At 68.6% G+C, this 13,136-nt stretch carries 11 protein-coding genes and 2 tRNA genes; 5 read left to right on the top strand and 8 right to left on the bottom strand.

Annotated elements, in window-relative coordinates; genetic code table 11:
• Positions 1-62 precede the first annotated feature (62 nt).
• Positions 63-2,693, bottom strand: coding sequence for a valine--tRNA ligase (locus tag KBY19_RS19935; RefSeq protein WP_099886494.1), 2,631 nt, complete (start codon positions 2,691-2,693; stop codon positions 63-65).
• A gap of 132 nt (positions 2,694-2,825) precedes the next feature.
• Between KBY19_RS19935 and KBY19_RS19930 the strand changes: the two genes are divergently transcribed.
• Positions 2,826-3,896 (top strand): hypothetical protein, encoded by a 1,071-nt coding sequence (locus tag KBY19_RS19930; RefSeq protein WP_099880800.1) that lies wholly within the window; start codon positions 2,826-2,828, stop codon positions 3,894-3,896.
• Positions 3,897-4,024: 128 nt separating this feature from the next.
• Here KBY19_RS19930 and KBY19_RS37550 read toward each other — a convergent pair whose 3' ends face one another.
• Positions 4,025-4,417 carry a hypothetical protein gene (locus tag KBY19_RS37550; protein WP_307843567.1) on the bottom strand — a complete coding sequence of 131 codons (393 nt, stop codon included), beginning with the start codon at positions 4,415-4,417 and terminating at the stop codon, positions 4,025-4,027.
• 12 nt (positions 4,418-4,429) lie between these two features.
• On the opposite strand from KBY19_RS37550, the gene KBY19_RS19925 reads away from it, so the two are divergent.
• Both KBY19_RS19925 and KBY19_RS19920 read left to right on the top strand, forming a co-directional pair.
• Positions 4,430-5,044, top strand: coding sequence for a hypothetical protein (locus KBY19_RS19925; RefSeq protein ID WP_307843566.1), 615 nt, complete (start codon positions 4,430-4,432; stop codon positions 5,042-5,044).
• A 7-nt stretch (positions 5,045-5,051) separates the two neighbouring features.
• The gene (locus KBY19_RS19920; RefSeq protein ID WP_143674866.1) at positions 5,052-5,846 is read left to right on the top strand and encodes a hypothetical protein; all 795 of its coding nucleotides are present in this window, start codon (positions 5,052-5,054) and stop codon (positions 5,844-5,846) included.
• 132 nt (positions 5,847-5,978) lie between these two features.
• Here KBY19_RS19920 and clpX read toward each other — a convergent pair whose 3' ends face one another.
• The 5 genes from clpX to KBY19_RS19895 form a co-directional block, all read right to left on the bottom strand.
• Positions 5,979-7,262, bottom strand: coding sequence for an ATP-dependent Clp protease ATP-binding subunit ClpX (gene clpX, locus KBY19_RS19915; protein WP_099880806.1), 1,284 nt, complete (start codon positions 7,260-7,262; stop codon positions 5,979-5,981).
• A gap of 160 nt (positions 7,263-7,422) precedes the next feature.
• Positions 7,423-8,082: an ATP-dependent Clp protease proteolytic subunit gene (locus KBY19_RS19910; RefSeq protein ID WP_099880808.1), complete on the bottom strand. Its 660-nt coding sequence runs from the start codon at positions 8,080-8,082 to the stop codon at positions 7,423-7,425.
• A gap of 70 nt (positions 8,083-8,152) precedes the next feature.
• Positions 8,153-8,758 carry an ATP-dependent Clp protease proteolytic subunit gene (locus KBY19_RS19905; protein ID WP_099886495.1) on the bottom strand — a complete coding sequence of 202 codons (606 nt, stop codon included), beginning with the start codon at positions 8,756-8,758 and terminating at the stop codon, positions 8,153-8,155.
• A gap of 247 nt (positions 8,759-9,005) precedes the next feature.
• Positions 9,006-10,430, bottom strand: a complete 1,425-nt coding sequence (gene tig, locus KBY19_RS19900; RefSeq protein WP_180289635.1) for a trigger factor — start codon at positions 10,428-10,430, stop codon at positions 9,006-9,008.
• A gap of 101 nt (positions 10,431-10,531) precedes the next feature.
• A tRNA-Pro gene (locus tag KBY19_RS19895) sits at positions 10,532-10,608 on the bottom strand.
• A 57-nt stretch (positions 10,609-10,665) separates the two neighbouring features.
• On the opposite strand from KBY19_RS19895, the gene KBY19_RS19890 reads away from it, so the two are divergent.
• Positions 10,666-10,736: transfer RNA gene (locus KBY19_RS19890), tRNA-Gly, on the top strand.
• Positions 10,737-10,960: 224 nt separating this feature from the next.
• Here KBY19_RS19890 and KBY19_RS19885 read toward each other — a convergent pair.
• Positions 10,961-11,155 carry a hypothetical protein gene (locus KBY19_RS19885; RefSeq protein ID WP_099880812.1) on the bottom strand — a complete coding sequence of 65 codons (195 nt, stop codon included), beginning with the start codon at positions 11,153-11,155 and terminating at the stop codon, positions 10,961-10,963.
• 609 nt (positions 11,156-11,764) lie between these two features.
• Between KBY19_RS19885 and KBY19_RS19880 the strand changes: the two genes are divergently transcribed.
• Positions 11,765-12,961 carry an acyltransferase family protein gene (locus tag KBY19_RS19880; RefSeq protein ID WP_099880814.1) on the top strand — a complete coding sequence of 399 codons (1,197 nt, stop codon included), beginning with the start codon at positions 11,765-11,767 and terminating at the stop codon, positions 12,959-12,961.
• Positions 12,962-13,136: the final 175 nt, after the last annotated feature.

Below are 13,136 nucleotides of genomic sequence, written 5' to 3'. Positions count from 1 at the left end.
AGGCCGGTCCGGCACCGCCGGTCACCTCGGCAGTGGTGCTCGCCATCACGGCGGGAAAAAGGTCAGAGCCGCTCCAGCTGCTGGGTCAGCCGCGCGATGTCGGCCTCCGCCGCCTCCTTGCGGCCGCGGATCTTGTCGACCACATGGTCCGGCGCCTTTGCCAGAAACGCCTCGTTGGCCAGCTTCGCCCCCGTCTGCGCCAGTTCCTTCTCGGCGGCGGCCAAGTCCTTGGCGAGCCGCTTGCGTTCGGCCTCCACGTCGATGGCGCCCGACAGGTCGAGGCCGACCGTCGCACCGGCGACCGACAGCGAGGCCGTGGCCTGGAAGCCCTCCCCGGCGGGCTGCAGCCGCAGCAGCTGGCGGATGGCGTCCTCGTGGTCCACCAGGTCGGTGCCGTCCAGCACGAGCTGGGCCGGGACCTTCTGGCCCGGCTGCAGGCCCTGGTCGGCGCGGAAGCGGCGTACCTCGGTCACCGCCTGCTGGACCGTGGCGATCTCCTGCTCGGCGGCGGCGTCCCGGAAGCCGGAGTCCTGCGGCCAGGGTGCGACGACGACGGACTCACCGCCCGTCAGCGTCGTCCACAGGGTCTCGGTGACGAACGGGACCACGGGGTGCAGCAGCCGCAGCGTCACATCCAGCACCTCGCCCAGGACGCGGCGGGAGACCTCGGCGGGCCTGCCGCCCTTGGCGAAGGTGGTCTTGGACAGCTCGACGTACCAGTCGAAGACCTCGTCCCAGGCGAAGTGCCGCAGCGCGTCGGAGAGCTTCGCGAACTGGTAGTCGTCGTAGTAGCCGTCGACCTCGGCCAGCACCTCGTTCAGCCGGGAGAGGATCCAGCGGTCGGTGGCCGCCATCTCACTCGCCTCCGGGAGCGGGCCCTGGACGGTGGCGCCGTTCATCAGCGCGAACCGGGTGGCGTTCCACAGCTTGTTGGCGAAGTTGCGGGACGCCTTGACCCAGTCCTCGCCGATCGGCACATCGGTGCCCGGGTTGGCGCCGGAGGCCAGGGTGAAGCGGAGCGCGTCGGAGCCGTACGCGTCCATCCAGTCCAGCGGGTCGACGACGTTCCCGAAGGACTTCGACATCTTCTTGCCGTGCTCGTCGCGGACCAGGCCGGTCAGCGCGATGGTGTGGAAGGGCGGCTCCTCCATCACGTACATGCCGAACATCATCATCCTCGCGACCCAGAAGAAGATGATGTCGTAGCCGGTGACCAGGACGTCGGTGCCGTAGAACTTCTCCAGGTCGGGCGTGCTGTCCGGCCAGCCGAGCGTGGAGAACGGCCACAGCCCGGAGGAGAACCAGGTGTCCAGGACGTCCGGGTCCTGGTGCCAGCCCTCGCCGGTGGGCGGCTCCTCGTCGGGGCCGACGCAGACGACCTCGCCCTCGGGCCCGTACCAGACCGGGATGCGGTGGCCCCACCACAGCTGGCGGGAAATCGTCCAGTCGTGCATGTTGTCGACCCAGTCGAAGTACCGGGACGACATGTCGGCGGGGTGGATGGTGACCCGGCCGTCGCGGACGGCGTCACCCGCGGCCTGCGCGAGCGGGGCGACCTTGACCCACCACTGCATGGACAGCCGCGGCTCGATCGTCGTCTTGCAGCGGGAGCAGTGCCCGACGCTGTGCACGTAGGGGCGCTTCTCCTCCAGCACCCGGCCCTGCTCGCGCAGCGCGGCCACGATGGCCGAGCGCGCCTCGAACCGGTCCAGGCCCTGGTAGGGCCCGTGCGCGGTGATCACACCGCGCTCGTCCATCACCGTGAGCATGGGCAGCCCGTGGCGGCGCCCGATCTCGAAGTCGTTGGGGTCGTGCGCCGGGGTGACCTTGACCTGGCCGGTGCCGAACTCGGGGTCGACATGGCTGTCGGCGACGACGGGGATGGAGCGGTCGGTCAGCGGCAGCTTGATCAGCTTGCCGATCAGATGCTGGTAGCGCTCGTCGTCGGGGTGGACGGCGATGGCGGTGTCGCCCAGCATCGTCTCGGCACGCGTGGTGGCGACGACGACGCTCTCCTCACCCTCGCCGTACTTGAGCTGCACCAGCTCGCCGTCGTCCTCCTGGTACTCCACCTCGATGTCGGAGATGGCGGTCAGACAGCGCGGGCACCAGTTGATGATCCGCTCGGCGCGGTAGATCAGCCCGTCGTCGTACATCTTCTTGAAGACGGTCTGGACGGCGCGCGAGAGGCCCTCGTCCATGGTGAAGCGCTCGCGGGACCAGTCGACGCCGTCACCGAGGCGCCGCATCTGGCCGAGGATCTTGCCGCCGTACTCCTCCTTCCACCGCCACACGCGGTCGACGAAGGCCTCCCGGCCGAGGTCCTGGCGGGACTTGCCCTCCTCGCCGAGTTGCTGCTCGACCTTGTTCTGGGTGGCGATGCCCGCGTGATCCATGCCGGGCAGCCACAGCGCCTCGTAGCCCTGCATCCGCTTACGGCGGGTGAGCGCGTCCATGAGGGTGTGCTGGAAGGCGTGTCCGAGGTGGAGAGATCCTGTGACGTTCGGGGGTGGGATGACGATGGTGTACGGCTGCTTGCCGCTCTTGGCGTCCGCCTCGAAATAGCCCCGCTCCACCCAGCGCTCGTACAGCTTCCCCTCTACCTCGGCCGGCGCGTACTGGGTCGGCAGATCTGCGGGAATGGCGCTGTTCGGCCCGTTGGCGTCCGGGCTCTGCTGAGTGTTGTCGGTCACGACGGCCAGTGTACGGGCGCCGATGTCCCGGTCTCGAATCGGTTTGTGGACCGGTGCAGCGGGCGCGCGCGGCATCCGTCACTATGAGCGGAGCGCATTCGACTACTTGTTCACGGAGGGGAAGCGCCGCTCATGAGTAACAACCAGCCCGGCCCTTACGGCCAACAGCCAGGGCAGCCCGGTCCTTACGGCCAACAGCCGGGTCCGTACGGGCAGCCGCCGCAGCAGGGCGGCGCCAACCCGTACGGCGGCGCCCCCGGTCAGCCGGGTTACGGCTACCCGCAGCAGGGCGCGCCGCAGCAGCCCCCCGGACCGCCGCCGCAGCAGGGATACGGCTTCCCCCAGCAGCAGGGCATGCCCGGCCAGCCCGGTCCTTACGGCCAGCCGGGGCAGCCGGGTCAGCCCGGGCAGCCCGGCCCCTACGGCCAGCCGGGGCCGCCGATGCCGCCGCAGGGCGGTGGCGGCAAGGGCAAGACCATCGGCATCGTCGTCGGCGCCCTGGTCGTTGTGGCGGCCGTCATAGGCGGCGTCCTCGTCTTCACCGGCGGGGACGACGACAACGGGGGCGGCGGCGGCAAGAAGGGCGGCGGCAAGGACGACTCCGTGGTCGCCGACGACGGCAAGAAGTACAAGCTGATCACGCCCGCCACGGTCGCCGAGGAGTACGACAAGAAGCCGGGCTCGGAGAACAGCTCCTCCAGCGGCTTCAGCGAGTCCGACAAGCAGAAGTTCGAGCAGTTCGGCGTCAAGGACCCGAAGAACGTCTCCGCCGCCTACAAGAGCGGCACCGGGCTCGAGACCAAGCAGCTCAACTTCGGTGGCGTCTACGGGGAGATCGAGAACCCGGAGGCGGTCGTCAACGCGGCGCTGCTGATGGTGGCCAAGGAGGCCAAGGAGGACCCCAACACCGGAGGCGGCGGCAAGGCGGAACTGGACGGCGAACCGCAGGAGGTCCACCCCAGCGGGCTGGGCGACGACGCGGTGATGAAGTGCCAGAAGGTCAAGTACAGCGCGCCCCCCGGTGACAGCTCGGGCATCAAGGGCTTCACCATGCCGTTCTGCATGTGGGGCGACCACAGCACCATCGGCTTCGTGGTGACCGCCTCCTCCGCCGATGTGCTCAGCGGCAAGGACACCCCGGTCTCCGAGGCCGGCGAGACGACGGCCAAGGTCCGCAAGGACGTCCGCGTCCCGATCGAGTGACGCCCTGCGCGCCTGGGGCGGAAGCGGGCCGACGACGGCGCCCGGTGGAGATCCACCGGGCGCCGTCGCGGCTGTGCGCTGGTGACTTCCGGAGCATATCCGGACAACTCGCCGAGATTTTTTCACGATTAGGTTCCTAGCCGGCCCCGATTCGGCGCCCGGTGCGGCGCTCTCGTCGTGCATCCGTCAAGATGTGCGAGCGCGTTCAGCACATCAACGGAGGGGAAAGCGCCGCCATGAGTCACAACCAGCCAGGCCCGTACGGTGAGCCGGGGCCGTACGGTCAGCAGCCGCAGCAGCCGGGCCAGCCCGGCCCTTACGGTGGCGCTCCGGGCCAGTCGCAGCAGCCGCAGCAGCAGCCGGGGTACGGCTACCCCCAGCAGGGCCAGCCGCAGCAGCCGCAGCCCGGTTACGGCTACCCGCAGCAGGGTCAGCCGCAGGGCGGCGCTCCCTACGGCCAGCCCGGACAGCCGGGGATGCCGGGAGCGCCGGCGCAGCCGGGGATGCAGGGGCCGGCACACCCGGGTATGCCCATGCCTCCCCAGGGTGGCGGGGGCAAGGGCAAGACCATCGGCATCGTGGTCGGCGCCCTGGTCGTCGTCGGCGCCATCATCGGCGGCCTGTTCATGTTCGGCGTCATCGGTGGCGGCCCCGCCTACAAGCTGACGACTCCGAACACCGTGGCGGGCGAGTACCAGCGCGACGGTGAGGGGAAGACCTTCAAGGGCAAGAAGGGCGCCTTCGGCCAGAGCAAGGACAAGATCCCGGGCATGTCGGCCGATGAGGGCGTGCAGGCCCGCTACAAGTCCGGCGCCACCAAGCAGCTCCAGTTCACCGGCGCCTACGGCTCGGTGGACGACCCGGAGAAGGCCGTCGACTGGGTTTTCCAGGAGTCCGAGAAGAACATGGGCTCCACCGGCAGCAAGTCCCCGGGCGACCCCAAGGAGGTCTCCCCCTCCGGCTTCGACGGCGACTCGATGAAGTGCAAGTCCTACTCGGTGCTGACCCAGAAGGCCGACCTGTGCGTCTGGGCGGATGGCAGCACGATCGGCCAGGTCGTCCTGATGGACAAGAACGGCGGCGGCGACATCGACAAGGCCGCCGAGACGACCGCGAAGGTCTTCGAGGACTCCCGCAGCGAGAAGTGAGCTGACGATGAGCCACCCTCCCGGTCCTCCCGGGCCCTACGGGGCCGGTGCCGGTGGGTACGGGCAGCAGCCGCCGGGTCCCGGTGGCGGTCCCTACGGGCCGCCGCCGGGACCCGGTTACGGCGCTCCCGGCCCGTACGGTGCCTGGCCGCCCCCGCCCCCTCCCCCGCCACCGCGTCGTCGGCTGGGCGGGGGCGCGATCACGGCCATCGTGCTGGGCAGTCTGGCATTGGTGGGCGTGCTCGTCTTCTCCCTCGCCGCGGTGGTCAGCGTCAGCCGGCCGGGCGGCACCGAGAAGATCGCGTTCCCGGCCACGCTGGAGTCCGGCAAGTACCACCGCATGGACGGCAACGCCCAGGTGGAGGCGCAGGAGCGGCAGCTCCAGGACAAGTTGCCCAGCGACGGCACCGCCAGGATCGCCACCTACTCCGTCAGCTCGTCGGGGGATCCGACGGCGGGCGGGCTGGCCATCGCCGGCGCGTACGGCGACATCGACGTCTCCTCCTCGAAGATGCGCGACGACATGCTCGACGGCATGCGGCAGAGCCAGAGCGGTGAGGTCGTCGGCGAGCGCCGGGAGTTCACCCCGGGCTCGGGCGATGTGGAGGTCTCCTGCCAGCTGACGCGGATCAGCCGCGGCAGCGCCTCGGTGTACGCGCCCGCCTGCGCCTGGGCGGACAACTCGACGGCGGCCACCGTGCTGGAGATCAACATCGCCAACACCACGCCCGGGAGCGTCGATCTGGAGGAGTTCGCGAGCGTCACCGCGCGCGTCAAGGACAAGGTGACCGTGCCGAAATAGCCCCCCGGCGTCAACAGTGTGAAAGGCCCGCCCCCTCGAAAGGGGACGGGCCTTTCACACTGTCAGGACTCGGTCCGCCACGTGTCGGGACTCGGGACTCCGAACTCGGGGCTCGCGTCTCGGCGGTGGTGCTCAGGCGCTCTTCTCGTGGCGCTGCTGCTCGCCGTTGCCCCGGGCACGCGGCACCAGGGTCGGGTTCACATTGGAGTGCACGACCTCCTCGGTGATCACGACGCGCTCGACGTCCTTGCGTGAGGGCACCTCGTACATCACCGACTGGAGGACCTCCTCCATGATGGCGCGCAGCCCGCGGGCCCCGGTGCCGCGCAGGATGGCCTGGTCGGCGATGGCCTCCAGCGCCGGACGGTCGAAGTCCAGCTCGACGCCGTCGAGTTCGAAGAGCCGCTGGTACTGCTTGACCAGCGCGTTCCGGGGCTCCATCAGGATCTGCAGCAACGCCTCGCGGTCGAGGTTGTGCACGGAGGTGATGACCGGCAGCCGGCCGATGAACTCCGGGATCATCCCGAATTTCACCAAATCCTCCGGCATGACCTCCTCGAACTGGTTGGTCGCCTCGATCTCCCGCTTGGAGCGGATGTCGGCGCCGAAGCCGATGCCCTTGGCGCCGGCCCGGGACTCGATGATCTTCTCCAGACCGGCGAAGGCACCGCCCACGATGAACAGCACATTCGTCGTGTCGATCTGGATGAACTCCTGGTGCGGGTGCTTGCGTCCGCCCTGCGGCGGCACCGAGGCCGTCGTGCCCTCCAGGATCTTCAGCAGCGCCTGCTGCACACCCTCGCCGGACACGTCCCGGGTGATCGAGGGGTTCTCGCTCTTGCGGGCCACCTTGTCGATCTCGTCGATGTAGATGATCCCGGTCTCGGCCTTCTTGACGTCGTAGTCGGCCGCCTGAATCAGCTTCAGCAGGATGTTCTCGACGTCCTCGCCGACGTAGCCCGCCTCGGTGAGCGCCGTGGCGTCGGCGATGGCGAAGGGGACGTTCAGCATCCGGGCGAGGGTCTGCGCCAGCAGCGTCTTGCCGGAGCCGGTGGGGCCCAGCAGCAGGATGTTGGACTTGGACAGCTCGATGCCGTCGTCCCGCCCCTGACCGTTCTCGCCCGCCTGCACCCGCTTGTAGTGGTTGTAGACGGCCACCGAGAGGGCCTTCTTGGCGGACTCCTGCCCGACGACGTAGCCCTCGAGGAACTCGTAGATCTCCCGAGGCTTGGGCAGCTCGTCCCACCGGACCTCGGAGGACTCCGCGAGCTCCTCCTCAATGATCTCGTTGCAGAGATCGATGCACTCGTCGCAGATGTACACACCTGGACCCGCGATGAGCTTCTTCACCTGCTTCTGGCTCTTGCCGCAGAACGAGCACTTGAGCAGATCGCCGCCATCACCGATGCGTGCCACGAGGAGCTTCCCCTTCGCCTGGGATCCGTCAGGGATACGGACCGAGGTACGTGCTCTCCGACGGTACCTTGCCGGACCGCCGGAATGGGCCCCCCTTGGAACGACCCGACCGACACTTCTCGTGCCGTCCCAAGGGGGCGCGGGGCGCGTGCGCGCCCCGTCAGAGTCCGACGGAGGTCTTCCGCGTGGAGACGATCTGGTCGATCAGGCCGTACTCCAGCGACTCCTCAGCGGTGAGGATCTTGTCCCGCTCGATGTCGTTCGAGATGATCTCGCGGTCCTTGGTGGAGTGCTTGGTCAGCATCTCCTCCAGCTGCTCGCGCATCCGCTGGATCTCGTTGGCCGCGATCTCCAGGTCGGAGACCTGACCGCGCCCGGTCTCGCTGTAGGGCTGGTGGATCAGGATGCGGGCGTTGGGCAGCGCCATCCGCTTGCCGGGCGTACCGGCGGCCAGCAGCACGGCCGCCGCGGAGGCCGCCTGGCCCATGCAGACCGTCTGGATGTCGGGCTTGACGAACTGCATCGTGTCGTAGATCGCGGTCAGCGCCGTGAAGGAGCCGCCGGGCGAGTTGATGTAGACCGAGATGTCGCGGTCGGGGTCCATCGACTCCAGGCACAGCAGCTGCGCCATGACGTCGTTGGCCGAGGCGTCGTCGATCTGCACGCCGAGGAAGATCACGCGCTCTTCGAAGAGCTTCGCGTACGGGTCGTACTCCCGCACGCCCTGCGAGGTGCGCTCGACGAAGCGCGGCACGACGTAGCGGGACTCGGGCGCGACGCCGGTGAACTCGGCCCGGGGGCCCGTCTGGAATGAGGTCATCGGGAGGTTCTCCTGAAGATGAGCTGGTGGCTGCGGTAGGGGCGTGTGCCGTACGGCGCTGTGGCGGGGCTCACGCACCCGTGCCGCCGCCGCCGGGGAGCTGCGCGGCGTTGCCGTAGACCTCGTCGATGAGGCCGTACTCGCGCGCCTCCTCGGCGGTGAACCAGCGGTCGCGGTCCGCGTCGCGGGTCCACTGCTCGACGGTCTGGCCGCTGTGCGCGGCCGACAGCTCCGCCAGCCTCTTCTTGGTACGCAGCAGCTGCTCGGCGTGGATCTTGATGTCCGTGGCCGAGCCCGCCAGGCCCGCGGAGGGCTGGTGGATGAGGATGTCGGCGTTGGGCAGCGCGAACCGCTTGCCGGGCGTCCCCGCGGTCAGCAGGAACTGCCCCATGGAGGCGGCCAGGCCCATGGCGATGGTGACGACATCGTTCTTGATGTACTGCATGGTGTCGTAGATCGCCATGCCCGCCTGGACCGAACCACCCGGGCTGTTGATGTACAGATAGATGTCCTTGTCCGGGTCGGCGGCAAGGAGCAGAAGCTGGGCGGTGATCTTGTTGGCGATATCGTCGTCCACCGGCTGGCCGAGGAAAATGATGCGCTCGTCGAGCAGCCGGTTGTAGACCTGGTCGCCGAGGCCACCACCGAAGTTGGGCTCGCCGGCGGCGGAAGGCATCGGAAGCGTCACGTGTCCACCTGCTCGTGTCCGGACGGCCACGCGAAGCTGGCCGTCACTGGGGTCTTCGTCTACTGGGGACCCTAACGCGCCGGTCGTCGGCCGCCATCCCGGGCCGAGCGCATTTCGCTGTGAGCGCAGGTGCCCCGGATGACCACGGACGTCGCGGTCAACAGCCGAACGGGGGGCGCCCGGGCGTGCACTCGCGCGCCCCGGCGCCCCCCGTTCGCGGGTCAGGCGGGCCGGATCAGCCCTCGGTCTTGTCGGCGGCCCCGGCGCCGGTCTCCGCGGCCGTCTCGGGGGCGGCGGCGGTCTGCTCGGCCGCCTCCTCCTCGGAGGCCTGTGCGGCGCTCTCGTCGTCCTCGTCGCTCAGGTCGACGACCTCGCCGTTGGTGTCCTTGACGGTGACGGCCTCGACCACGGTGGCCAGGGCCTTGCCGCGGGCCACCTCACCGACGAGGACCGGCACCTGGCCGCCCTCGACGACGGCCTGCGCGAACTGGTCGGGGCTCATACCGGAGGACTGCGCACGGCGCATCAGGTGCTCGGTCAGCTCTTCCTGGCTGACGTTGAGCTTCTCCTTGCCGACCAGCTCGTCGAGGACGAACTGGGTCTTGATGCCCTTCTCCGCCTGCTCCTTGAGCTCGGCGTCGAACTCTTCCTCGCTCTTGTCCTGCATCTTCAGGTAGGAGCCGAGGTCCAGGCCGAGCTGGGAGAGCTGGTGGTTGACCAGGTTGTGCTTGCGGGACTCGATCTCGTCCGCGAGCAGCTTCTCGGGCACGGGGACCTCGGTGAGCTCCAGAAGGGCGTCGAGCACCTTCTCCTGGGCCTGGGTCGCCTGCTCCTGGGTCTTCTGGTCGGTCAGTCGCTTGCGGCTGTCCTCGCGCAGCTCCTCCAGCGTGTCGAACTCGCTGGCGAGCTGGGCGAACTCGTCGTCCAGCTCGGGCAGTTCACGGGCGGAGACGGACTGGACGGTGACGGTGACCTCGGCTTCCCGGCCGGCACCGGAGCCGCCCTTGAGCTCGGAGGTGAAGGTGGCGGTGCCACCCGCCTCCAGACCGGTGACGGCCTCGTCGATCCCGTCGAGCAGCTCACCGGAGCCGATGGTGTAGTCGACACCCTGGGCGACGCCGTCCTCCAGGACCTCGCCGTCGATCCGCGCCTCGAGGTCGACCTTGACGACGTCGCCCTCGGCGGCCGGACGCTCGACGGCCGAGGTGGAGGCGAACCGCTCGCGCAGCTGCTCGACGGCCGAGTCGACGTCCTCGTCGGAGACCTCGGCGGCGTCGACCTCGACCTCGATTCCGGAGTAGTCCGGGATCTCGATCTCGGGGCGGACGTCCACCTCGGCGGTGAAGGCCAGCAGCTCGTTGTCCTTCAGCTCGGTGATGTCCACCTCGGGCTGGCCGAGCACATTGAGCTCACCCTCCTCGACGGCGGACTGGTAGAGCTTCGGAAGCGCGTCGTTGACGGCCTCCTCCAGGACGGCACCGCGACCGAAGCGCTGGTCGATCAGGCGCGCAGGGATCTTTCCCTTGCGGAACCCGGGCACGGTGACCTGCTGGTTGATCTTCTTGTACGCCGCGTCGAGGCTGTCCTTGAGCTCCTCGAAGGGCACCTCGACAGTGAGCCGAACCCTGGTGGGGTTCAAAGTCTCCACGGCGCTCTTCACGGTCGGTCTCCTTGGGGCTGGCATTGGGGGTCTTGCTGATTCTTGGCTGCGCCCCGTATGCATGCAGACACGACACAGGCACGCGCGTCTTTCATAGTACGTGGTCGGGGTGGCCGGATTCGAACCGACGACCTTCCGCTCCCAAAGCGGACGCGCTACCAAGCTGCGCCACACCCCGTTGGTGCGACACGTAGAGTACATGTCGTAGGATGCGGTTCGTGCCGATCCGGCCTACGCGGGCGTAGCTCAATGGTAGAGCCCTGGTCTTCCAAACCAGCTACGCGGGTTCGATTCCCGTCGCCCGCTCCGCGAGCACGAAGGCCCGGCCCCGGGAGGGGCCGGGCCTTCGTCGTCGCCCGGCGGCGCGGTCGCCGCACGGCCCAGGGGCGTCCGTATGGCGGCACTCCGGTACGCCTGCGGGCGGTCGCACCGGGTGTCCGCCGCCGGAGGGACCGGGTGCCGGCCGCACCGGAAGGGAGCGCCGGAAAGAGATCGCCTGGAGGGATCGCCGAAGCGGCGCGGACGGGGACCTAGAAGCTGATGCCGTTGATCGTCTCGGCGACCGAGGTCAGGAACCGGTTGATGGAGGGGGCCATCCCGGTGGAGGCGAGGAAGAACCCGAAGAGTATGGCCACGATGGCGGGACCCGGCTTGATGGACTTGCTCCGGATCATCACGACCAGGATGACCGCCAACAGCACGACTACGGACAGCGAGATGGCCACAACTGCTCACACCCTCATGGTCGGAACGCCTCACCCGGCCTTGGGGGTCTGCCACCGTGGCCGCACCCCCCGCGCGCACCCATCGTGCCACCAACTCCGGTGCGGGAGGACCCGACTGAGGGCCCGCCGGGCTCATCATCGGGTAAATACTGATCGACGGGCGACGGACAGTCCGGGACAGTCGGTGCGTAGACGGCGTAGCCGACAAGCCACCGGGTGCTCAAAATTCCGGCCATCAATTCGGCTTGATCAATGCGTGGCGGCTTGACGAATGTGCCGAATACACCAGGCGATCACCGGTACAACTTGTGCACCTGGTGCAAAGAGATCGGCACGCGGTGCCGCCCCCCCCCCACTCACAGGTGGCGGAATTCATGCACCGCTCCTGCGAATTGTGGCCTCGCTCACAGCCGGTACGGGCAGCGCCGCGAGGGCTCGCATCTGGCGTCACAGGAGTCTCATACGCCCCCTTTAGATGGGACATCGTCCGTCAACCGAACATTCACGTCACGCCCCGTGAGCTCCGTCCGGTAAGCGGGAGGAATAGCGCCCGCGGAGGGTGGGAAGGAGGAACGAGGCGAGAATTTACGGCTCACATGTTCAACCGCTATGGTGCGGCAGATGTTGCACGCTGGTTATGAGCGGGCGCCGCTCCCCCCCGTCCGCCAGGAGTCCCCCTCCGAGACGCCACCGGCGTCCGCGGAGCAGCCTGCGCAGTCGCAGTCTGCCAAGGCGCAGAAGAAGCCAGCAGCCAAGCAGCGGGACCCGTTCTTCGACAACGCGAAGTACCTGACGATCGTGCTCGTCGGGATCGGCCACGCGTGGGATCCGCTGCGCCACGACAGCCGTACGGCCGAGGCGCTCTACTTCGTCCTCTACACGTTCCACATGCCGGCCTTCATCATCATCTCCGGCTATCTGTCGAGGAGCTTCGAGGGCAAGCCGAAGCAGGTCCAGCGACTGGTCACCGGGGTCGTCGTCCCCTATCTGGCGATCCAGTTCGCCTACACCTACTTCATGCGGTGGGCCAACGACGACCCGGACCGCGAGTTCCACTTCCAGGAGCCCGGGTTCGCGCTGTGGTTCCTGTGCGCGCTGTTCATCTGGCGGCTGACGACACCGCTGTGGAAGAGCCTGCGCTGGCCCATGCCGGTCGCTCTGGTGATCGGGGCGGCGGCGAGCGTGACGCCGAGCATCGGCGGCGACCTGAACCTGATGCGGGTGGCGCAGTTCCTGCCGTTCTTCGTCCTCGGCCTCCAGCTGCGCCCCCACCACTTCCAGCTGGTCAAGCGCAAGCAGGCGCGGTACCTCGCGGTGCCGGTGACGCTGGTCGCGATGGTCTTCGCGTACTGGGCCGTGCCCCGGATGTCCAAGGCGTGGTTCCTGCACGACAAGGCGGCTGCCGACATGGGCGTCCCCTCCTGGGCGGGCGCGGTGATGTACCTCGCACTGTTCGGCTGCGGCCTGGTGATGACGGCCTGCTTCCTGTCCTGGGTGCCGCGGCGGCACATGTGGTTCACGGCACTGGGCGCCGGCACGCTGTACGCCTATCTGCTGCACATCTTCTTCATCCAAAGCTCGCGGCAGTTCGACTGGTACGAGATGGACTGGGTCGACCACCCACTGAGCCGGGTCGTCATCACGGTGCTGGCCGCGGTGATGATGACGGTGCTGTGCACACCGTGGGTGACGCGGCTGTTCAGGTTCGTCATCGAGCCGAGGATGGACTGGTTCTTCAAGCGGGACCCCGGCGCCATGGCCCGCCGCAGGGAGTCCGGCAAGCCCGCCTCCCACCGCAGGAAGTAGCCCCGCTCTCCGGCGACATTCCGGCCCCCACTCCGCAACGGCGGGTGGGGGCCGTTGTGTTGGCGCACCCATTGCCGGCCGCCGCCCTCGCTCGGTGTGCGGCGCGGCGCCCTCGCACATACGGACAGAGGGTGATCCGAAACCGCCCCGTTTGCCGGAGTCACCATGGCCGCCG

Origin of the sequence: Streptomyces sp. B15, assembly GCF_018070605.1 — a bacterium.
Lineage (GTDB): Bacteria > Actinomycetota > Actinomycetes > Streptomycetales > Streptomycetaceae > Streptomyces > Streptomyces smyrnaeus.
Note: the sequence above shows the minus strand (reverse complement) of the source record. Positions and strands in the feature narration are given on the sequence as shown.